This window comes from Streptomyces sp. NPDC005263, assembly GCF_042872365.1.
GTDB lineage: Bacteria > Actinomycetota > Actinomycetes > Streptomycetales > Streptomycetaceae > Streptomyces.
This window is the reverse complement of record NZ_JBIAKJ010000007.1, coordinates 388,233-410,905: the sequence shown is the minus strand read 5'-3', so window position 1 is coordinate 410,905 and position 22,673 is coordinate 388,233. Positions and strand designations below refer to the sequence as shown.

The 22,673-nt window shown below is 69.4% G+C and carries 13 protein-coding genes and 1 tRNA gene; 1 reads left to right on the top strand and 13 read right to left on the bottom strand.

The annotated features are described in order from the left end of the window. Position 1: 1 nt before the first annotated feature. Positions 2-4,270, bottom strand: a complete 4,269-nt coding sequence (locus tag ACFYRY_RS30430) for a LamG-like jellyroll fold domain-containing protein (protein ID WP_389152539.1) — start codon at positions 4,268-4,270, stop codon at positions 2-4. Between the two features lie 388 nt (positions 4,271-4,658). On the opposite strand from ACFYRY_RS30430, the gene ACFYRY_RS30425 reads away from it, so the two are divergent. Beyond that, positions 4,659-5,243 (top strand): acyltransferase family protein, encoded by a 585-nt coding sequence (locus ACFYRY_RS30425; protein ID WP_389152536.1) that lies wholly within the window; start codon positions 4,659-4,661, stop codon positions 5,241-5,243. 412 nt (positions 5,244-5,655) lie between these two features. Here ACFYRY_RS30425 and ACFYRY_RS30420 read toward each other — a convergent pair whose 3' ends face one another. From ACFYRY_RS30420 to bldG, 12 genes are all read right to left on the bottom strand, one after another. Further along, positions 5,656-5,835: a hypothetical protein gene (locus ACFYRY_RS30420; protein WP_389152533.1), complete on the bottom strand. Its 180-nt coding sequence runs from the start codon at positions 5,833-5,835 to the stop codon at positions 5,656-5,658. 442 nt (positions 5,836-6,277) lie between these two features. Then, a tRNA-Thr gene (locus ACFYRY_RS30415) sits at positions 6,278-6,354 on the bottom strand. A gap of 150 nt (positions 6,355-6,504) precedes the next feature. After that, positions 6,505-8,040, bottom strand: coding sequence for an alpha/beta hydrolase (locus ACFYRY_RS30410; RefSeq protein ID WP_389152991.1), 1,536 nt, complete (start codon positions 8,038-8,040; stop codon positions 6,505-6,507). A 245-nt stretch (positions 8,041-8,285) separates the two neighbouring features. Then, on the bottom strand, positions 8,286-9,491 hold the full coding sequence (locus ACFYRY_RS30405; RefSeq protein ID WP_389152531.1) for a DNA polymerase III subunit delta': 1,206 nt from the start codon (positions 9,489-9,491) through the stop codon (positions 8,286-8,288). A 141-nt stretch (positions 9,492-9,632) separates the two neighbouring features. Then, positions 9,633-12,941 carry a dTMP kinase gene (tmk, locus tag ACFYRY_RS30400; RefSeq protein WP_389152527.1) on the bottom strand — a complete coding sequence of 1,103 codons (3,309 nt, stop codon included), beginning with the start codon at positions 12,939-12,941 and terminating at the stop codon, positions 9,633-9,635. A gap of 136 nt (positions 12,942-13,077) precedes the next feature. Beyond that, positions 13,078-15,933 (bottom strand): type I DNA topoisomerase, encoded by a 2,856-nt coding sequence (gene topA / locus ACFYRY_RS30395; protein WP_389152524.1) that lies wholly within the window; start codon positions 15,931-15,933, stop codon positions 13,078-13,080. A gap of 246 nt (positions 15,934-16,179) precedes the next feature. Next, positions 16,180-16,377, bottom strand: coding sequence for a hypothetical protein (locus ACFYRY_RS30390; RefSeq protein ID WP_389152521.1), 198 nt, complete (start codon positions 16,375-16,377; stop codon positions 16,180-16,182). A gap of 296 nt (positions 16,378-16,673) precedes the next feature. Then, a complete protein-coding gene (locus ACFYRY_RS30385) occupies positions 16,674-18,212 on the bottom strand; it encodes a methyltransferase (protein WP_389152518.1) in 1,539 nt (512 codons plus the stop codon). A gap of 66 nt (positions 18,213-18,278) precedes the next feature. Continuing rightward, a complete protein-coding gene (locus ACFYRY_RS30380) occupies positions 18,279-18,869 on the bottom strand; it encodes a small secreted protein (protein WP_389152516.1) in 591 nt (196 codons plus the stop codon). Between the two features lie 195 nt (positions 18,870-19,064). Continuing rightward, entirely contained in the window at positions 19,065-21,470 is a 2,406-nt protein-coding gene (locus tag ACFYRY_RS30375; protein ID WP_389152514.1) for a sodium-translocating pyrophosphatase, read from the bottom strand. Between the two features lie 275 nt (positions 21,471-21,745). Continuing rightward, positions 21,746-22,177, bottom strand: a complete 432-nt coding sequence (locus ACFYRY_RS30370) for an ATP-binding protein (protein ID WP_389152511.1) — start codon at positions 22,175-22,177, stop codon at positions 21,746-21,748. A gap of 119 nt (positions 22,178-22,296) precedes the next feature. Beyond that, positions 22,297-22,638, bottom strand: coding sequence for an anti-sigma factor antagonist BldG (bldG, locus tag ACFYRY_RS30365; RefSeq protein ID WP_006132569.1), 342 nt, complete (start codon positions 22,636-22,638; stop codon positions 22,297-22,299). Between the last annotated feature and the right edge of the window lie 35 nt (positions 22,639-22,673).

The window sequence follows — 22,673 nt, the reverse complement described above, 5'->3', positions numbered from 1 at the left end:
ATCAGTCGCCGCTGGGGACGGTGGTCTCCACGTCCGGCATACCGACGGCGAGGTGATCGATCTGGGTCTCGTTCAGCGCGCCCTGGAAGACCCAGACGTCGGAAAGCGAACCGGGGAAGTACTGGCTGGACTTGGGCCCGGTCGTGTCGCGGCCGAGCTGCAGGGTCTTCACAGCCTTGTAGGTCAGTACGTCGTCGGACCACGAGACGGTGTCGGTGCAGCTCGCATCGTCCTGTACCCCGTCCTCGTCGGCGTCGGCGCAGGCGGTCTCCTGCAACTCACCGTTTACATAAAGGCGGATCTCTTTGGAGAAGCCGTCGTAGACGAGTGCCACGTGGTTCCAGTCGGTGGGGCTGTAGAACGTGCCGTTGCCGACGTCGGCGACGGTGGCGGAGTCGCTGTCGGAGTCGGCCGTGGCGATCCGCCAGCGGCCCGGATCGGTGGCCGGGGTGGCACTGGGTTCGTAGCGCACTGCGAACGCGCTCTTCTTGGCCCCGGGAGCGCTCATGACGGTGACCGGCCCCGTCGGGGTGGCGGCCGTCTGGACGTAGGCGCTGACGGTGAAGCTGGCGCTGGTGTCGACCGGCACCACGGGGGCCGCGGCGTAGTCGTTCGTGCCGTCGAGGACGACGGCGCCGTCGACCCAGCCCTCGCCCGTCTTAGCGCCGTTGTAGAGGGTCATGGCGTTGCCGGAGGATGAGTCGTCGGGCGAGGTCAGCGGGGAACCGGTGGAGGTCTTGAACTTCCAGCGGCCCTTGACCACCGCGCGCTGCTTGAACAGCTGTTGCACCTCGCCGGCGGACACCGGCCGGTCGAAGAGCCGTACATCGTCGATCTGACCGGGGAAGAACGAGGTGGCCGTGCTCTCGAACGCGCTGGCGCCTATCTGCACCCCGCCCCCGGCGTACCAGCTCGTGGAGGTGGCCGCGGTACCGGCCAGAGTCCCGTTGACGTACAGCGAGAGCTTGTCGGCCTCGGTGTCCTGCACGCCGACCAGGTGCGTCCACTCACCGCCGTACGCGGTGGTGCCCTCGGGCTGCATGGCCCGCACCACCGTGGAGTCGGCGGTGTCGGCGCTGTGCTGGTTGAACACCCACCTGTCGTTGGAACTGGAGTAGTACAGCTCCGGTCCCGCCACCGTGGTGCCGATCTGGGAGACGACGGTTGCGGCATGGTTCGGTTTGGTCTTGGACAGCTTCACCCAGGCCGAGACGGCGTAGCTGTACGCGGTGTTGATGTGTGGGCCACCGGTGGTGGCGTAGTCGCCGGTCCCGTCCAGGGTGAGCGCGTTGCCGTCCACCCCGGCCGCGCCCGTCGTGGCGCCGCCCTTGAGGACTGCGGGATTCACATCGGCTCGGCCGCTCAGCGCGGTCGCGTCCGTAGCGTCGTCCATGTGGAAGACCGCGCGGGCCGGACGGCCGGAGCCGATGGTGTTCGAGCTGTACAGGCTCGAAACCTCCTCTGCCGACAGCGGCTTCTCGAAGGTTTTCACCTCGTCGATGACGCCCGGGAACGGCGACACCGTCGTGCCGTTGAGGAAACTGCCGCCGATCAGCAGGCCGCGCCGCGCGTTCCAGCCCGTGGAGTAGGCCGTGGACCCGGCGAGCGCGCCATTGACGTAAAGCTTCAGCAGCTTCTCACCGGCGGCGTACATGCCGACCAGGTGCGTCCACTCCCCCGCCTTGGCCCCGCCCGCGGCGGCCTGCATGGCCCGGACGGGGGTGCCGTCTGCGGTGTCGGCGGTGTACTGGTTGAACACCCACCGGTCGTACCCCTTGGAGTAGTACAGCTCGAAGCCTGGTGCGTTGTTGCCCCGTTGGGAGGCTACGACGGCTGCTCCGGGCGGCATGGCGGCCAGCTTCACCCAGGCCGACACCGAGAAGCTGACGTCGGTGTTGATGGTGGCGATGTCGGTGGCCGCGTAGTCGTCGACACCGTCGAACTGCACCGCCTTGCCGAACCTGCCTTCCACGTTCGGCGTCGGTCCGTTGTGGAGAGCCGCGGTCTGCTCGGGTGCGCTGCCCGCCACCTGGGTGGCGCCGGCGGCCTCGTCCATGGCCCAGTCGGCCCGTTCGAGCTGCCCAGACTTGACCCGGAACTGGTAGGTGCGGATCTCGGAGCCGTTTCCGGCGGCGTCGAAGGACCGTGCCGTGAAGGTGTTGAGCCCCGGCTTGACCGGCAGCACCGGCACCGTCTTGGCCGCTCCACCCGAGGTGGTGACCGAGTTGGCGGAGACCGGGTCACCGTTGAGGCCGAACCAGTACTTCGTCACGTCGGAGACGGCTCCGGTGATCACGAAGTCGCCGTACTGGCCCACTCCGTCGTACCAGGGATCCTCGGGGTCGTCGGGGTTCGAGGCCGGGTAGATGGCGGACGAGATGGTCGGCGCCTTCGGCACGCTCGTGTCGTACACGAAGTAGCAGCCGGTCGGATCACCCGTGTAGGACCACGGTGAGTACTGCGCCCCGTCGTAGGAATGGACGTACCAGTTCACTGTCTTGTTGGCGGGGATGGAGGACGGCAGGCTGATCGCGAAGTCCGAGCCGGACTTCTTCGCCGTCGTCCGGCCGGACTTCCAGCGGGTGACGACGCCCTTGCCGTCACCGGTGTCCCAGCTCGCCCGGAACTCCACGGAGACGGAGTCGCCGTCAGGATCGGTCACGTCGTTCGCGTAGATCTTGCCCAGCGTGCGCACCCGCGGCGCGCTCGCGGGCTTTTTGCACGAGCCGCCGTACTCCATCGTCAGCTGCGACATCTTGACCTGCGGTGGCGGGCGGTTGTACCGCACGCGCAGATAGGCGTCGTCCGAGAATCGCTTCCAGCCGTACTCGTCGGACTCACTCGACGCCTTCAAGCCGAACGTCATCGTCGACCACTTCTTGTCCGCCGCCTGCTGCACCGCGGACTTCACGTCGAACTCGGCGTCCTTGGCAGCACAGCCGGTGAACCCGTAGGCGAAGGACTCCGTCTTGAGGTGATCGATCCAGAACCCGTCCGCTTTCTGCGAGTTCCATGTCGTCGAGGAAGAGATGTCCTTGGTGCGCCACAGCTCCACGCTCCGCGCCGAGCAGGACGCCGACCAGGTGTTTCGGACCACGAACTCCGCCGAGAGCACGGTCCGGCCTGCGAACTTCGAGGTCGGAATACGGTAGAAGAGCCGCTTGGTGTCGTACGGCGCGCAGTATGACCAGTAGCAGTACCCCATGCCCGCGTCCGGGTCACCGTTGAACTTCCACTGCGGCGACGACGCCCAGTACTTGGAGGCCATCGTCCACGCCGTGGCCTTCGGCGAGTACCACTGCGGATCGATGAACACGGGGTACACCGTGTCCTTGCCTCTGAGCACCCCGCTGTCCGGCGTCAGCACCAGTGCGTTCTGCTCAGCGGCAACGTCCACACCGACCGGCGCCATGTTGGCGGACTCAGCGGCGGAAGTCAGCGTGCCGGTGCTCTCGCCAGCAGTGGTGGCCTTCAGCGCGACAGCCGCTGCGGTGGCGGAGTCGGCCTTCATCGCGGTATCGGTGTCGGACGAGGTATCGGTCTTCGTCGCGGTGCCGGGTGCCTCAGTGCTGGAGTCCCACATCATCGGGCGGGGGGCCTCGAAGACGGCGCTTCCGGCGCCCTCGTCGAGCGCCGCCAGGCCGCCATCCGCGGTCTCCTTCACCTGCATGCCATCTGCATCCAACTTCAGTCGCAGAGTGCTCAGTTCATCGCTCGCGGCGGCATCGGCCGACTTGACGACCAGGAGTTGCGTGAATCCGTCCTGCTGGGCCGTCATCCGCAGGTCGACACCGGGCAGCACATCCGGATAGGTGACAGTGTTGCCGTTCAGTTCCGGGGAGGGTAACTCTGCGGGCCAGGACAGAGCGAGTTCACGGCCGTTCTTCGCCATGCGTACCAGTGGAGCCGAGCCTCCACCGGAAAAGGTCAGACCTACCGTGGTCGCTTTGGGGACCACCGTCCCATCGGCGGCCTGGGTCAGGGTGGTGTCGATGTCCCGCCACTCGCCGTCCACCCGGGTTCGTACAGGACGTAAATGCTCCCGCGCCTCGAAGTGCCCCTCCGGCGTGGCGAACACCTCGCTGCTCTCCCCGCGTAACGAGGTGACCTCGACGGACTTGCCGGTGCGCGCGGCCTCGGCCAACGCCTTCGTGTCCTCGCCCGCCCCGTCATCGCCGCTGGCCTCAGCGGCCTCACCGGCTTCGGCGGCCCCCACCGTCTTGGCGGCATCGGCGGCTGAGGTGTCGGCTCTCGCGTGGGCCACTGCCATGGAGCCGTTAGATGCGCTCACCGCCAGGGCTAAGGCTGCGGAGAGCACCGCGCCAGCTGTGCGCAGCCGACGTCTCCCCCCGTTTGTATTCATTTGAACCGCTCCCCCACCAAACCACATTGGGCTATGCCTGGATTTGTTCGACCAATCGATCAGGTCGCAACATACGGGCACCTGAAGCGGTTTAACCATAGACTCACAAATAGACAAAACACACAAGATCCACCAACCAAGCGAAGGCGGGACGTGAAATGCCTCACGTTTACTTCATGAATTCGCCATGATTCAGCACGGGTGCCCTGGTTTGTCATGCGCGCTCTGCTGGCTCGCACCTCCGCTGTCACCCAAGGTGGCCGACCATCGCCAACTGATTCAGACAACAAGATAAGTGCATGCAAGAACGACACCGAACGGCGCGTTCTGGTCGATCGGAGTAGAGGCCGAGCTCTATCTCTTCTTCCCTCTTCTCCTGTTCGTTCGAAGACGTTGGGGCGCGACGGTCCTGGTCGCGTGCGTTGCACTTCCAGTGATAGCCCGTGGGCTGATGGCGCCAGGTGCAAACCCTACGGAGGGCGACAACTGGCTCACTCCACATCTCGCTCCCGCGTTCGTGGCAGGCATGGTAGGCGCAGGAATCATCGTCACGTCGGACCGAGTGCGACGGCTCCTATGGGGATGGTTCGCCGTGCTGGCCGTCATGCCCGTCCTGGTCCTGGGAGTAACCCAAGGTTCCGTCTGGACGGTGAACCACTACTTCTGGATCGATCTCGCCGCCACCCCCGCCATGACGATGCTGCTCACCACAGTCGCCACCGGCAGACCCGCCATCCTCATACGCCTCCTGACCGCACGCCCCATTCAGAGGCTCGGCAGCTTCTCTTACAGTCTCTACCTGATCCATCTGCCGATCGTAATGGCTGTAATTCGTCGAGTCGCCCCGCATTTCATATCCCCCGGCATGCCCACTTTCTGATTCACGATTGTCGTTTCCCTGCCGGTTTCCCTGCTTTGGGCATGGATTTTTTCCCAGATCTTCGAGATGCCCTTCAAGCGGAACAGGTCCTGGAAATCCATGATCGCACTGGGTCATTCCTACTGGGCCGGTAGGAGTGTGAGGGACCGTCAACGGCTTCACGAAGGACAACCTCGCGAGAACTGACGATACGAAGGGGCGCAGACTAAGCACCCGGCTGTCATGTCGGGTGTGCGCCGCGCTCCATGGCTCCGGCAGGGCCAGTACGGGCCGCAGGGATGAGAGATTGCTGGTCAACCGGGATTGCGCTACGCCGCGAAGCCCCGCCCCTTGAAGCGCCGCCAGGCATCCAGCACCTGGGCGGTGGTCTCGCTCGTGCACACAGCAGCAACCCGAAGACGGCCGACTCCGGTCAGCAGATCGGCCAGGGTGGGGTGGCGGCAGCCTGCCGCCGTTCAGGGACATGGCGTGCCACTTGCGGGCCAGTTCGTACCAGCCACGCCGTCTTTTCGGCCGCCGAGAGCGCGACGAGCGGCGCACCGCCGAGCACCAGCCAACCCGGCAGGCGCTGAGTCACCTCCTCGTCCGCCACCGACGCTGTCACCTCCACCGACCCACCTGCCGGTCCTCCCAGGGAGGGGAGTCCGGTCCGTGGGCAACTCAGCTGCGAAACCCTCACCGATGCATATCGCCCCTCGGGAGCCAGAGTTACCCCCAGCCTGTCGGAACAGCACAAAGACCTACGCGACCGCCCACCATTCCGAAGGCACTCGAAACCCTCGGCTCCCAGCGAGGCGGTTCTGGCGAGCCGTCACGCACACTTGTCCACCGACCGTCCACCGGAGCGTTCGACCGCACGGCCTACAGAAGGATTCAGTGCAGCAAAGTCGCTGGTCAGAGCCTCGCTGGCAACTGAGAGCGGACCTACGACCAACGCATTGCGATGCACAGACCGCATGCGCCCGATATGCCCGAATTCCAAGGTTAACGAAAACAAGAAACCCCAAGTCAAAGGCATGACCTGGGGTTTACCGTGGAGCCGCCTTCGGGATTCGAACCCGAGACCTACGCATTACGAGTGCGTTGCTCTGGCCATCTGAGCTAAGGCGGCGCGCTGTCCGCACCATGGTGCGATCAGCAACGCGGGTAAGTCTACACAGTTTCCGAGGGTGCTCTGAACCAGCCCCGGAGGCGGGGCCCACAGGGCCGGCAGAGGCGACAGGCAGGGGTCAGCCCGCCTCGGGCAAGGGCGTCCTCGGGGCTATGAACAGCGCTTTCCGTTCGCTGGAGGGGTGCCGCGGAGCAGGTACGTGTTGATGGCGGAGTCGATGCAGGCGCTCCCGCGGCCGTATGCGGTGTGACCGTCGCCCTCGTAGGTGAGGAGGCGGGCCGAGGAGAGCTGGGCGGCCAGGGCGCGGGCCCAGCGGTACGGGGTCGCCGGGTCGCGGGTGGTGCCGACCACGACGATCGGGGCGGCGCCCTTCGCCTCGATGCGGTGCGGCTCGCCGGTCGCCCGCACCGGCCAGTACGCGCAGTTCAGGGACGCCCAGGCGAGGCCCTCACCGAAGACGGGGGACGCCTTCTCGAAGGCGGGCAGTGCCCCGCGCACCTCGTCGGGGGTGTCGAAGGCCGCTGGGAGGTCCAGGCAGTTCACGGCGGCGTTGGCGAACATCAGGTTGGTGTAGCCGCCGCCGGCGTCACGGTCGTAGTAGGTGTCGGAGAGGGCCAGCAGGCCCGCGCCGTCGTTCCCCTTCATCGCCGCGGTCAGCGCCTCGCGCAACTGCTCCCACGACCCGTCGTCGTACATCGCGGCGATCACACCGGCGGTGGCGAGGGCCTCGCCGAGGCTGCGGTCGTCCGCGTCGCCGCTCGGGATCGGGTGCCTGTCCAGCTTCCGGAAGAAGGCCTTGAGGTTCCGGCCGACCTCGGCGGTCGTGGTGCCCTTGGCGCCCAGCGGGCAGTCCCGCCGCCGTACGCAGTCCTTCGCGAAGGACTGGAACGCCGTCTCGAAGCCCGCCGTTTGGTCGAGGTTCAACCGTCGGGCCGGGAGCGACGGGTCCATCGCGCCGTCCAGGACCAGTCGGCCCGCCCGGTCGGGGAAGAGGCCCGCGTACGTCGCCCCGAGGAACGTCCCGTACGAGGCGCCCACGTAGTTCAGCTTGGTGTCGCCGAGCGCCGCCCGCACGATGTCCATGTCCCGGGCCGTCTCGACGGTCGACACGTGCCGCAGCAGCTTCGGCGAGTCCGCCCCGCAGCCCTCGGCGAACTTCCGGTACGCGTCGACGAGTTGGGTGGTCTCCCGCTGGTCGTCGGGTGTGCTGTCCGTCTGCGTGTACGTGTCCATGTCCCGCCCGCTGAGGCACGTCACGGGCTCGCTGCGGGCGACGCCGCGCGGATCGACCGCGACCATGTCGTAGCGGGCCCGGACCCGCGCCGGGTAGCCGATCCCCGCGTACGCCTGGAGGTAGTCGATCGCCGAGCCGCCCGGGCCTCCGGGGTTGACGAGCAGCGAACCGAGCCGCTTGCCCGGACCCGTGGCCTTCTTGCGGGCGACCGCGAGCCGGACGTCGCCGTCGGCGGGCTTCGCGTAGTCCAGCGGCGCCTTCAGCGTGGCGCACTGGAAGCCGGGGACCTGGCAGGAGTGCCAGTTCGGTTTCTGGTCGTAGTACGTGGCCAGGACGGTCGGGGTGGCCCGCGGCAGCGCGGCGAGTGCCGCCTGGGCGGCCGCACCGGCGGTCGTCGTACTCCCCGCGGAACAGGCCGAACTGGCGGAGAGCAGGATCGCGGCGACAGCCATGAGAACGCCGCCGGTGCGTGCTCCGCGCGTGCGGGTGCGGGCTCGGCGCGCGCTGGTGAGAGCTGTGTGCCGTGGGAGATGCGGGCCGGGCGGGTCGGTCCGGTCCGCTGTCGTGCCGGGGCGAGGGCTGCGCCTGATGTACATCGACCGAGCGTAACTCTGTGCGGTGAATCAGACGCGTTCCGTACACGCCATGCCTCGTACGAGGGACGTCGTCAACCTCCACTCGTCGGACCGTCGGCGGCTCAGCCCGCTCTGAGGGTCAGCGTCATCGCCTCCACCGCCAGCAGCGGGGGCACATTGCGGTCGAGGGCATCGCGGCAGGCGGCGATCGCTTCTATACGGCGAAGGGTGGATTCCGGGGAGCTGCCGCGGGCGATCCGCTCCAGGGCGTCCTCGGCGTCCGCGTTGGCGATCGCCAGGCGGGAGCCGAGTTGCAGGGCGAGGACGTCGCGGTAGAAGGAGGTGAGGTCGGCGAGCGCGAGGTCCAGGCTGTCGCGCTGGGTGCGGGTCCTGCGGCGCTTCTGCCTGTCCTCCAGGTCCTTCATCACGCCGGCCGTGCCGCGCGGCATGCGGCCCCCCTGGGGCGCGCCCATCGCCGCTTTCAGCTCCTCGGTCTCCTTGCCGTCCCGCTCCTCGGCGAGCTGCTTGGCGTCCTCGGCCGCCGCGTCGACCAGTTCCTGCGCGGCCTTGAGACACCCGCCCACGTCGTCGATGCGCAGGGGCAGCTTGAGGACCGCTGACCGGCGCTCGCGGGCGGCCGGGTCGGTGGCCAGGCGGCGGGCACGGTCGACATGGCCCTGGGTGGCGCGGGCGGCGGCCATCGCGGCGGCCGGCTCGACACCCTCCCGTCGTACGAGCATGTCGGCGACCGCGTCGACGGACGGGGTGCTCAGGTTCAGATGGCGGCAGCGGGAGCGGATGGTCGGCAGGACGTCCTCGATGGAGGGGGCGCACAGCATCCACACCGTGCGGGAAGCGGGCTCTTCCACCGCCTTGAGGACGGCGTTGGCGGACTTCTCGTTCAGCCGCTCCGCGTCCTCGACGAGGATGATCTGCCAGCGACCGTTGGCGGGCGAGGTGAACGACTTGCGGACGGTGTCACGCATGTCGTCCGCCAGGATCTGCGAGCCGACGGCGGCGACGGAGCTGACGTCGGCGTGGGTTCCGACGAGCGCCGTGTGACAGCCGTCGCAGAACCCGCAGCCGGGGGATCCGCCGGGGGCCCGGTCGGGGCTGACGCACTGCAGCGCGGCGGCGAAGGCCCGCGCCGCCTGGTTCCGCCCCGCTCCGGGCGGTCCCGTGAACAGCCAGGCGTGCGTCATCTTGGACGCCTCGGGCGGCGGCGCGTCCGCGGCGGCCGCGGTGACCAGGGCGTCGGCGTCCCGGGCAGCGGCGGCGAGCTGCTCGCTCACCTTCTCCTGGCCGACCAGGTCGTCCCAGACGGTCATGCGTCACCCCGCCCTTTCGTCACGTTCGCTGTACGGGGTCCATTGTGGGGGCGACCACTGACAACGAGCGCCGACAGCGGGGTGGCGCGGGCGCGACGGCACCTGCGCCACCCCGGCGGCCTCGGCCCGGGCGGGCGGAGCTCAGCCCCGCCGCCCCCGGCCGCGTCGGCCACGTCCCTGGTCGGGCTCCTCGTCGTCGCGGGGACCCAGCAGTTCGTCCGCCAACGTCGGCAGGTCGTCCAGCGGCGTCTCCTCGGCCCAGTCCGACCTGGCCCGCCGACGAGGCACCCCGTCCTCGTCGAGCTGCGGCAACTCGCGCGTACGGTCGTCGCCGGCGTCCGGCCGTGCTGTGCCCTGCTCGTCCCGGAAGAAGCCCGGCGGCACCCGGTCCGACGGAGTGTCGTCCTGGACGGGAGGCAGTACGGCCGTCTCGTCCGAAGCGCCCGGCACCGGAGGCAGCACCGCCGTCTCGTCCGCGGCGCCCGGCGGGACCGGCGGTTGCGGCAACTCGGCCGTCACCTCGGAGTCGGGGCCACCCGACTCGGTGCCGTGATCACCAGCGCTCTTGTCGTCCCGCACCCGCGGCAGGACCGCCGTCTCGTCCACCGGTCCGCCCGAGGCGTTCGTCGGTGTCACCATCGGCGTCGCCACGGTCGCCTCGTCGGGCCCGGCGGTCGGCGCCGGCCGCCGCGACTGCCCCGAGCGATCCGAACGCTCAGACCGATCCGAACGCCCGAACCGATCCGACGGCCCGGCCTGCCCCGACGGCCCAGGCGTGTCCGCTCCCGTGTCCGTTCCCGCGGCGCCACCCTGCGGCGTGGCCGTCCGGGGCCCCGCCTCCGCCGCGGCCGCCGCCTGCTCGGCCAGGCGTCGCGCCTCCTCGGCCCGCAGCAGCGCCTCCTCGGCCTTCTGCTGCTTCTCCAGCCGCCGCGCCTCGGCCTCGGCCCGCAGCCGGGCCTCTTCCTCGGCCTGCTTGCGGCGCCGCTCCTCGTCGGCCTTCCGCCGGGCCTCTTCCTCGGCCCGCGCCTTCTCCTCGGCGAGCAGCCGCTGCCGCTCCTCCTCGGCACGGCGATGCGCTTCCTCGGCCCGCAGCCGCGCCTCCTCCGCCTGCCGCTCGGCCTCGCGCCGCTGTGCCTCCTCCAGCTCGCGCCGCTTGCGCTCCTCCTCCTCGGCGCGCAGCCGTTCGAGCTGCTCCTGGCGCTCCCGCTCCAGGCGCTCCTCCTCGGCCTTGCGGGCGGCCTCTTCCTCGGCCTTCCGGCGGGCCTCCTCCTCGGCCTTCTTGCGTGCCTCCTCCTGGGCCTTCACCTCGGCCTCGGACAGCGGCAGCATCTGGTCGAGCCGGTGCCGGACGACGGTCGTGACGGCCTCGGGCTCCTGGCCCGCGTCCACCACCAGGTAACGCCCGGGGTCGGCGGCGGCCAGCGTCAGGAACCCGGAGCGAACCCGCGCGTGGAACTCGGCCGGCTCCGACTCCAGCCGGTCCGGCGCCTCGGTGAAACGCTCGCGGGCGATCTCCGGCGAGACGTCCAGCAGCACCGTCAGATGAGGTACCAGTCCGTTCGTCGCCCAGCGGTTGATGCGGGCGACCTCGGTCGGGGACAGGTCACGGCCCGCCCCCTGGTAGGCGACGGAGGAGTCGACGTACCGGTCGGAGACCACGACCGCGCCCCGCTCCAGGGCGGGCCGCACCACCGTGTCCACGTGCTCCGCGCGGTCCGCCGCGTACAGCAGCGCCTCCGCGCGGTGCGAGAGCCCGGCGCTCGACACGTCCAGCAGGATCGACCGCAGCCGCTTGCCGACCGGTGTCGCTCCCGGCTCGCGGGTGACGACGACCTCGTGGCCCTTGGCCCGGATCCACTCGGCGAGCGCCTCGGCCTGGGTGGACTTCCCGGCTCCGTCGCCGCCCTCCAGGGCGATGAAGAAACCGGCCGAGGCGGGCGCCGTCTCCGGGTCGTCACCGCCGAGCAGCGCGTCCCGCAGGTCGTGGCGCAGCGGGACACCGGAACGGTCGTCGACCTTGGCCAGGACCAGCGCGGCCACCGGCAGCAGCAGCGCGCCGACCAGCATCAGGGTGAAGGCCGCGCCGCCGTGCGCGAAGAGGAACTTGCCGCTCTCCAGGCGGTGCGGGCCGATCGCCGCGGCCACCAGCGGCGCGACCACCACGCCGAGCGCCACGCAGACGCGGACGACCGCGTGCAGGTGCTCGGTCGTCCGGGCCCGCCGGTACTCCTCGGTCTCCTGGTCCAGCAGGGTGTGCCCGGTGTTGGCGGCCACGCCCGCGCCGGCTCCCGCCAGCACGAGGATCAGCAGCACGGTGGTGACATCGGGGACGAGTCCCGCGGCCAGCAGGGCGACCCCGGTGAAGGCGATCGCGAGCGCCAGCAGCCGGCGCCGCGACAGCGTCGGCAGCAGCGCGGGTGCCGTGCGGATGCCGACGACCACTCCACTGGTCAGGGCGCCCACCAGCAGGCCGTAGAGCACGGGGCCGCCGCCCAGGTCCTTGGCGTGCAGTACGGCGACGCCCACGGCGGCCGAGATCGCTCCCGCGATGGCCGCGCAGGCCGGCACCAGCAGCGGGATCGCGCCAGTGCGGCCCTTGTCGACGCCGGTGCCCGTCTTGGGGCGGCGCAGTCCCTCCAACGGCGAACGCGCCCGCGGGGTGTGCGTGTCGGGCAGTTCCAGGTAGGTCAGCACCGACAGGGAGGCGGCGAACAGACCGGCCGCCACGTACGACGCGAGGGCCGCCTGGTGCTGGGCGAACCAGTCGATCCCCGAGCCCAGCAGGTTGTTGATCAGACCGGCGACGACCAGCACGGCGGCCGCGAGCGGGATCGCCACGAAGGTCGTCCGCAGCGACAGGCGGCGCAGGGCGTCCATGTGGTCCGGCAGCGGTCGTACCGTCGCGCCCTCCGGCGGCGGGGCCGGCAGCAGGGCGGGCGCCGCGCTCTCCCGGCACACCGTCCAGAAGCGCTCGGCGACACCGGTCACGAAGGCGGTGACCAGGAGGATCGCCAGCGCGTTCTTCGGCGTCCAGTCGATCCACAGGGGCGCCACGATGAGCACCGCGGCACGCAGGCCGTCCGCGCCGACCATCGTCCAGCGCCGGTCGAGCGGGCCGTCCTGGGAGGTGAGTGAGGTGAGCGGGCCGAGCAGCACGGCTCCGAAGAGCAGCGTCGCCAGGACACGCACCCCGAAAACGGTCGCCACTGCGAACGCCACGCCCCGGTAGCCACCGCCGAACGAGCCCTCGGCGATGGCTGCCTGGAGGGCGAGAACGACGAGGACCAGAAGCGCGAGGGTGTCCCCGACACCGCCCACGAGTTGCGCGCTCCACAGCCGTTTCAGCTGCGGTCGGCGCAGCAGGGCGCGGACGGCGCGCTCGCGGGAGTCCGCGACCAGGGCGTCGTCGGGGGCCGGGTGAGGGGCCGTTGGCTGCTCGGCTTGGGTCATGCTTTCAGCCTATCGGGACGTACCGACAGCCCGGCGTACCCGTCCGAACGTACGCGCGCCCCGACACCAAAGTGATGCCGGGGCGCGTTCGTTTCGCGAAGCCTCGGTGAAGGAACGCGGGAGATCCGAGGCTGGCTCAGTCCTCCGTGGCCGTCTTCGAAGCCGTGGCCTTCTTGGCCGTCGTCTTCTTGGCGGTCGTCGTCGTCTTCTTCGCGGTCGTCTTCTTCGCGGCGGTCGTGGTCTTCTTCGCCGCGGTCTTCTTCGTCGCCGCCGCCTTCTTGGCCGGGGCCTTCTTCGCGGGCGCCTTCTTCGCCGTCTTCTTGACGGGCCCCTTCGCCCGCTTCTCGGCGAGCAGTTCGAAGCCGCGCTCCGGGGTGATCTCCTCGACGCTGTCGCCGGAGCGCAGGGTCGCGTTGGTCTCCCCGTCGGTGACGTACGGCCCGAAGCGGCCGTCCTTCACCACGACCGGCTTCTGGCTGACCGGGTCCTCGCCCAGCTCCTTCAGCGGCGGCTTGGCGGCGGCCCGGCCCCGCTGCTTGGGCTGGGAGTAGATCTCCAGCGCCTCTTCGAGGGTGATCGTGAAGAGCTGGTCCTCGGCCTGCAGCGACCGCGAGTCCGTGCCCTTCTTCAGGTACGGGCCGTAGCGGCCGTTCTGCGCGGTGATCTCCACACCCTCGGCGTCCTTGCCGACGACGCGCGGCAGCGACATCAGCTTGAGGGCGTCCTGAAGGGTCACGGTGTCGAGGGACATCGACTTGAACAGTGAGGCGGTACGCGGCTTGACGGCGTTCTTGCCGGTCTTCGGGGTGCCCTCGGGGAGCACCTCGGTGACGTAGGGGCCGTAGCGGCCGTCCTTGGCGATGATCTGGTGGCCGGTCAGCGGGTCGGCACCGAGTTCGAAGTCACCGCTCGGCTTGGCGAGCAGTTCCTCCGCCAACTCGACGGACAGCTCGTCCGGGGCGAGATCCTCGGGAACGTCCGCGCGCTGGTGGTTCTCGGAGTCCTTCTCACCGCGCTCGACGTACGGGCCGTAGCGCCCGACCCGCAGCACGATGTCGCCGCCCACCGGGAACGAGGACACCTCACGCGCGTCGATCGCGCCCAGGTCGGTCACCAGTTCCTTGAGGCCGCCGAGGTGGTCCCCGTCGCCGTTGCCGGCGTCGGCGGCACGGCCAGCGGCCGCCCCTTCGCCCTCACCCTCGCCGAAGTAGAAGCGCCTGAGCCACGGCACGGACTGCGCCTCACCGCGGGCGATGCGGTCGAGGTCGTCCTCCATCTTGGCGGTGAAGTCGTAGTCGACGAGCCGCCCGAAGTGCTTCTCCAGGAGGTTGACCACGGCGAAGGACAAGAAGGACGGCACCAGGGCGGTGCCCTTCTTGAAGACGTAGCCGCGGTCCAGGATCGTGCCGATGATCGACGCGTACGTCGACGGGCGGCCGATCTCGCGCTCCTCGAGCTCCTTGACCAGGCTGGCCTCGGTGTAGCGGGCCGGGGGCTTGGTGGCGTGCCCGTCGACCGTGATCTCCTCGGCGCTCAGCGGGTCGCCCTCGCCGACCTGGGGCAGTCGGCGCTCGCGGTCGTCCAGCTCGGCGTTCGGGTCGTCGGCGCCCTCGACGTACGCCTTCAGGAAGCCGTGGAAGGTGATCGTCTTGCCGGAGGCGCTGAACTCGACGTCCCGGCCGTCGGCGGCGGCGCCACCGATCTTCACCGTGACGGAGTTGCCGGTGGCGTCCTTCATCTGGGAGGCGACGGTCCGCTTCCAGATCAGTTCGTAGAGCTTGAACTGGTCGCCGGTGAGGCCCGTCTCGGCCGGGGTGCGGAAACGATCACCCGAGGGGCGGATCGCCTCGTGCGCCTCCTGCGCGTTCTTGACCTTCCCGGCGTACGTGCGCGGCGAGGCCGGCAGGTAGTCGGCGCCGTACAGCTGCGTGACCTGGGCGCGGGCGGCGGTGACCGCCGTGTCGGACAGCGTCGTGGAGTCCGTACGCATGTAGGTGATGAAGCCGTTCTCGTACAGCTTCTGGGCCACCTGCATGGTCGCCTTCGCGCCGAAGCCGAGCTTGCGCGAGGCTTCCTGCTGGAGCGTCGTCGTACGGAACGGGGCGTACGGCGAGCGGCGGTACGGCTTCGACTCGACCGAGCGGACGGCGAACCGCGTCTGCTCCAGGGCGGCGGCCAGCGCGCGGGCGTTCGCCTCGTCGAGGTGGAGGGTGTTCGCGCTCTTGATCTGTCCCAGCGAGTCGAAGTCGCGGCCCTGCGCGACCCGCCTGCCGTCGACGGTCTGGAGGCGGGCGACCAGCGACGACGGATCCGACGAGTCCCCGGCGCGGCCGGTCGCGAAGGTACCCGTCAGGTCCCAGTACTCGGCAGAACGAAACGCGATGCGCTCGCGTTCCCGCTCCACCACGAGTCGGGTGGCGACCGACTGGACACGGCCGGCCGACAGGCGCGGCATGACCTTCTTCCACAGGACCGGCGAGACCTCGTAGCCGTAGAGACGGTCGAGGATGCGGCGGGTCTCCTGGGCGTCGACCAGCTTCTGGTTCAGCTCGCGCGGGTTGGCGACGGCGGCCTGGATCGCGGCCTTGGTGATCTCGTGGAAGACCATCCGCTTGACCGGGACCTTGGGCTTGAGCACCTCCTGGAGATGCCAGGCGATCGCCTCGCCCTCGCGGTCCTCATCGGTGGCGAGGAAGAGCTCGTCGGAGTCCTTCAGCAGGTCCTTGAGCTTCTTGACCTGGGCCTTCTTGTCGGCGTTGACGACATAGACGGGCTGGAAGTCATGGTCGACGTCCACGCCGAGGCGTCGGACCTCGCCGGTGTACTTCTCGGGCACCTCCGCGGCGCCGTTGGGGAGGTCGCGGATGTGCCCGACGCTCGCTTCGACGACGTAGCCGGGGCCGAGATAGCCCTTGATCGTCTTCGCCTTGGCAGGCGACTCGACGATGACGAGTCGGCGGCCGCCCTGTGCGGTCTCGCTGGTCGGGGACAACTTCGCTCTTCTCTCCGGTCGACGCTGGGGTCTCTCCCCAGGGCTTGGTCCCGGGGTCGGGTCGTGCTGACGCTGCGGAGTGTGACGGTACATCCCGCCCCCGTGTCAAACGGGAAAAGCCCGCAACGGCCACTCGAACGGTAACCCGACTACCGCCATTCCTGCCGCCCGGAGTGCCCACCGGCCTTTCCGGACCTATCCGGAGGGTGATCCCTCAATTACTGGTGCCGCCGTGGCAACGGGCGTTCACAGCTGGGTGAAGCACCACGTTCCGAGGGCGAGCGCGAGCAGGCCGACGACGCTCGCGAGGGTCACCGATGCGACCGGACTCACACCGTGGGCGACCGGTTCCCGACGTCGCACCCGGGTCGCGGTCCACACCAGCAGTCCGCCTCCGAACAGGGCGAACACCACTCCGACGAAGATCGCCGGTCCGCTCTCCATGGCTACCCGGTGCCCCTTTTCAGTCCGCGCGTGTCCAGCCCGTGGAGGCTGACACGCGTGGACGGCGCACAGGCGAACCCCGGGTGAACGCGGGGACGACACGGCTGCGGGCTCCTGGTCTCCCGCCGCTCGTGGGGGGCTGTGAACCGCAGAAGGGGCGCGGATAATTTTCTGTCGCGCTCCTGCCGCGCTCCTGCCGCGCTCCTGCCGCGCTCCGGCTGCCCTCCTGCCGTCGGAGGCGGCTCCCCCGTCATGTTTTCCGCCGTCCGGAAAGAGCGCCGGCCTGCCCAAGCAGGTCACGCCGGTTCGATGAACCCCTGCTCCACCAGCAGCCGGATCTGGGCCGGCGTACGGTCACGCAGCAACACCGGATCCTCGCCGACCAGCTGGGCGATCGCGTCCAGGATGCGGCCCGCGCTCAACGAGCCGTCGCACACACCCGCGAAGCCCGCGCCGACCGTGTCGACCTTGGTGGCCCGGCGCATCCCACGGTTCTGCCGCAGCACGACATGCTCGGGATCCTCGGCGCCGGGCAGCCCGACCTGCTCCTGGACGATCTCGGTGGTCAGCTTGAAATGGCCCGCGAGCAGGGCCGCGTCGTCGTGCGCCCGCAGGTAGTCGAGACGGCCGAAGTGTGCCCGGACGGTGTCGCCGAGCGGCTGCTCGACCGGGTGCGGCCACTCCTCGACGGTGACGGAGGGCACCGGCGCCCCGGTCTTGCGCAGGCTGATCCAGCCGAAGCCGACGGCCTTCACCTTGCGCGCCTCGAACTCGTCCAGCCAGGCGTCGTACCGCGCCTGGTACTCGGCCGGGTCACCGCGGTGGTCACCGGCGTCCCTGAGCCACAACTCGGCGTACTGCGTGACGTCCTGCACCTCGCGCTGCACGATCCAGGCGTCGCAGCCGCGCGGCACCCACGACCTGATCCTGTCCTGCCAGTCCTCCCCCTCGACGTGCTGCCAGTTGGCGAGGAACTGCGCGAAACCGCCCTCCCGCAGTCGTTCCCCCGCCCCCTGAACGAGCGAGCGGCACAGATCGTCCCCGCCCATGGCGCCGTCCCGGTAGGTGAGCCGGGCGCCCGGCGAGATCACGAAGGGCGGGTTGGAGACGATCAGGTCGAAGGTCTCGTCGTCCCGGACCGGCTCGAACAGCGAGCCCTCGCGCAGGTCGGCGGCGGGCGCCCCGGACAGGGCCAGCGTGAGCGCGGTGATGTGCAGCGCGCGCGGGTTGAGGTCGGTCGCCGTCACCCGCGTGGCGTGCTGGGCGGCGTGCAGCGCCTGGATCCCGGAGCCGGTGCCGAGGTCGAGGGCGGCGTGCACGGGCGTACGGATCGTGATGCCGGCGAGAGTCGTGGACGCGCCGCCCACGCCGAGGACGACGCCCTCGTCCTTGCTGCCGATGCCGCCTGCCCCGCCGACCGCGCATCCCAGGTCGGACACGATGAACCAGTCCTCGCCGGCGGGTCCGCCGTACGGCCGTACGTCCACGGCCGCGGCGAGGTCACCGGCGAGCGGGCCGTCGCCCTCCCCGCCGACCCGGACCAGCCACCCGCTCTCCAGGCAGGCCTCGACGGGGAGCACGGCCTCCACACGCGCGTGCGGCACGGGCTGCTGCAACAGGAACAGCCGTACGAGCGTCTCCAGTGGCGTGTCCCCGCGTGTCGCGCGGAGCGCGGGCACCGTCTCGCTGCGGGCCAGCGCCGCGTACGCGGGGGCGCCGAGCAGTTCGAGCAGGCCGTCGGCGGTGAAGGAGGCCCCTAGCAGGGCTTCCCGCAGCCGGGCGGTGACATCGGGACGGTCGGACGCGGGCAGGGCGGGCAGGCCGGAGATACTCACGCCCCCATTGTGACCCTGGGCGCCCGCGGATCTCAGCTCGTCGTGCCCCGCGGACGCCGATGCGCGTCAGCCCGTGGGCGCCGAAGCCGGGGAGGGCGCCGCCTTGCAGCTCTGCTGCTCAGCCATCGCCGTGCCGACGTCGCCCTCCTCAAGGGTCTTCAGCGCGTCGTTCCCGCTCTTGCTGAGCTTGGCCAGCTCGGTCGCGATGTCCTTGAGACCGTCCGCGAACTTCGCCTGGTCCTTGGTGTCGAGCTCGTCGACCTGCTTCTGCAGGTCCCCGTACGACGTGGACGTGTCGTTGAGTTCCTTGACCGCGTCCTGCTGCTTCTTCTGGCCGTTGTCGACGTCCGGCGGCCCGGCCTTGGTCACGGCGGCCCCGATCGCCTTGTAGGCGTCCGACATGTCCTGGAAGGCCTGGGCGTCGGTCTTCTGGACCTCTTCCGGCGTGCTGTTGTCCGAGGTCTGCTTCTGGATCGCGGCGTTGGCGGTCTCGATCTTCTTGGCCTGCGGCTGTACGGCGTCGCAGACCTCCTTCGCCCAGGTGTTCAGCTTGTCGTTGCCGTCGTCGCTGCTGCATCCCGACAGCGCGAGCACCAGTACCGCACCGCCGGACAGTGCGGCCGCGAGCTTCTTGTTCACCGGATTGGTCCCTTCCATGGCTCTCGGCCCCGGAACATACACGCCAAGTGGGCGACGCTCATATACCGAACATCCTTTATGACCGTTATTTAAGTATTTGCACCGGCGAGAGAAGGCTCACGGGAAGGGAGCGCGCCCACGCAAAGGGCGGGCGGGCGGCACGTGAACACGCGCCGCCCGCCCGCCCTTTGAGCTGGGACTGACCAAGTCCGGCTACGAAACCACCGCCGGATCGGCCGACTTGGGCGACTCGTCGGCGTTGTCTTCGTCACCCATGGCGATCCCACGCCGCTTGGAGATGTAGACCGAGCCCGCGATCACCACGAACGCCATGATCGCGATCGCGATCCGTACGCCGACGTTCGCGTCGTCGCCGTAGCTGAACTTGATGACCGCGGGCGCGATGAGCAGAGCGACCAGGTTCATCACCTTCAACAAAGGGTTGATCGCCGGACCGGCGGTGTCCTTGAAGGGGTCACCGACCGTGTCGCCGATCACCGTCGCGGCGTGGGCCTCGCTGCCCTTGCCGCCGTGGTGGCCGTCCTCGACGAGTTTCTTGGCGTTGTCCCAGGCGCCGCCGGAGTTGGCGAGGAACACCGCCATCAGGGTGCCCGCGCCGATCGCTCCGGCGAGGAAAGAACCGAGGGCGCCGATCCCGAGCGTGAACCCGATGAAGATGGGCGCCAGCACGGCGAGCAGTCCGGGGGTGGCGAGTTCGCGCAGGGCGTCCCGGGTACAGATGTCGACGACCTTGCCGTACTGCGGCTGCTCGCTGTAGTCCATGATCCCGGGCCGCTCACGGAACTGCCGCCGCACCTCGTAGACGACGGAGCCCGCCGACCGCGACACGGCGTTGATGGCGAGTCCCGAGAAGAGGAAGACGACCGCGGCGCCGGCGATGAGTCCGACGAGGTTGTTGGGCTGGGAGATGTCCATCATCAGACTCATCGGCGCCCCGGCACCGGACAGCTTCTCGCCCACGTCCTGTGCGCCGGTGGTGATGGCGTCGCGGTACGACCCGAAGAGCGCCGACGCCGCCAGGACGGCGGTGGCGATGGCGATCCCCTTGGTGATGGCCTTGGTGGTGTTGCCGACCGCGTCCAGGTTGGTGAGCACCTGGGCGCCCGCGCCCTCGACGTCGCCGGACATCTCGGCGATGCCCTGCGCGTTGTCGGAGACGGGCCCGAAGGTGTCCATCGCGACGATCACGCCGACCGTGGTGAGCAGGCCGGTGCCGGCCAGCGCCACCGCGAACAGCGCCAGCATGATGGACGTGCCGCCCAGGAGGAACGCCCCGTAGACGCCGAGGCCGATCAGCAGGGCGGTGTAGACGGCCGACTCCAGGCCGACGGAGATTCCGGCGAGGACGACCGTGGCCGGGCCGGTGAGCGATGACTTGCCGATGTCCATGACCGGACGGCGGTTGGTCTCGGTGAAGTAGCCCGTCAGCTGCTGGATCACGGCCGCGAGCAGGATGCCGACCGCCACCGCGACCAGGGCGAGGACCCGCGGGTCGCCGTTCCTGCCCAGGATCGCCGGGTCGGTGACACCGTCCAGGTCGGAGTACTTCCCGGGGAGATAGACGAAGACGGCCACCGCCACCAGCACCAGCGAGATCACCGCGGAGATGAAGAACCCGCGGTTGATCGCGGACATGCCGCTGCGGTCGGCGCGGCGCGGGGCGACCGCGAAGATGCCGATCATCGCCGTGATCACGCCGATCGCGGGGACGAGCAGCGGGAAGCCGAGCCCGGCGTCGCCGAAGGCGGCCTTGCCCAGGATCAGCGCGGCGACCAGCGTCACGGCGTACGACTCGAAGAGGTCCGCCGCCATGCCCGCGCAGTCGCCGACGTTGTCGCCCACGTTGTCGGCGATGGTCGCGGCATTGCGCGGATCGTCCTCCGGAATGCCCTGCTCCACCTTGCCGACCAGGTCGGCGCCGACGTCGGCGGCCTTGGTGAAGATGCCTCCGCCGACCCTCATGAACATCGCGATGAGTGCCGCGCCGAGACCGAAGCCCTCGAGGACCTTCGGCGCGTCGGCCGCGTACACCAGCACCACGCAGGAGGCGCCCAGCAGACCGAGCCCCACCGTGAACATGCCGACGACGCCGCCGGTACGGAAAGCGATCTTCATGGCTTTGTGCGAGACGGCGGTGAGATCCTTTTCCGGTTCACCCTTCGCCGGGGTCGCCTCGCGCGCGGCGGCGGCCACCCGCACATTGCTCCGTACGGCGAGCCACATGCCGATATAGCCGGTGGCGGCCGAGAAACCCGCGCCGATCAAGAAGAACACCGACCGTCCGGCGCGCTGATTCCAGTCGTCCGCGGGCAGCAGCATGAGCAGGAAGAACACGACGACGGCGAATACGCCGAGCGTGCGCAACTGCCGGGCCAGATAGGCGTTCGCTCCTTCCTGGATCGCCGTCGCGATCTTCTTCATGCTGTCGGTGCCCTCACCCGCCGCGAGTACCTGGCGTACCAGGATGCCCGCCACCACGAGGGCGGCCAGGGCCACGACGCCGATGATCGACACCATGACCCGGTTGCCGTCGGTCAGAACCGCTGCCGCGAGGGCTGTGGAGTGGTTCAGCTGATCTGGGGAAGAAAGCCCCGCCATTCGTCCTCCTTGACGCTGGGGCTGAGCTCAAGATGTGGACGGATTCTAGAGATCTGTTCCTGATCAAAACAGTACGCGGTAAACGGAATCTGCCACAGGTCGCCGACACGCGGTAACGCCTCGAAAGCATTTTCATCAGATTCAATGATCGGAAATTGATCGTGAATTCTTTCACGAATTCAAAACGCTCTTGGAAAACAACCAAGGGGCCCTGCTCAGCAGGGCCCCTCGGTAGTGATTCGGGGTGCGTCGGTGACGTCGGCTGACGTCTGTCGTCAGGGAAGCACCGCGACGGAAGGTGTGCTCGGCCACGTCATACGAATGGCCCCGCCGTGCTCGCCGGCGGTGACCTCCACGTCGTCGACCAGGCCGCTGATGACCGCGAGGCCCATCTCGTCCTCGTCGGCCTCGGCGTCGTCACCCGCACTGCCGGGTGCCCGGTCGCCGGGGGCGTGCCGCGGTGCCTCGTCGCCGACCTCGATGGAGAACTGTTTCTCCTCCTCGATCAGCAGCACCTTCACCGGCGCCGTGATGCCGCCGTTCTGGTGCAGTCCGACGGCACGGGAACAGGCCTCGCCGACCGCGAGTCTGACCTCGTCGAGTACGGCCTCGTCCACTCCGGCCCTGCGCGCCACCGCTGCCGCCACCAGTCGGGCGGTCCTGACGTGCTCGGGCAGCGCACTGAAGCGGAGTTCAACGGTGGCCATGCATCCCCCTCGGAACTACGGGCGTGCGGTGGGGGGACCGGGCGATGGAGAGCCCGGACCCCTCGTTCAACGTCGGCCGTGCCGGGCGCGGACCCTTCGAGTCCCGCCCGGACCGGTCGTCAGTCGGTCGCCGCAACCGCTTCCTCGACCGAGGTGTGGATCGGGAACACCTTGGTGAGGCCGGTGATACGGAAAATCTTCAGAATGCGCTCCTGGTTGCAGACCAGGCGCAGCGAGCCCTCATGGGCACGCACCCGCTTCAGGCCGCCGACCAGCACGCCGAGACCGGTGGAGTCGAGGAAGTCCACGCCCTCCATGTCGACGACAAGGTGGAAACTGCCGTCATTCACCAGCTCGACCAACTGCTCGCGCAGCTTGGGCGCGGTATATACGTCGATTTCGCCACCGACCCTGACGATCGTGCGATCGCCGACGGTTTCGGTCGACAGGGACAGGTCCACGGATCCTCCAGCACCTTGCTATCGAGCGGTCGCCC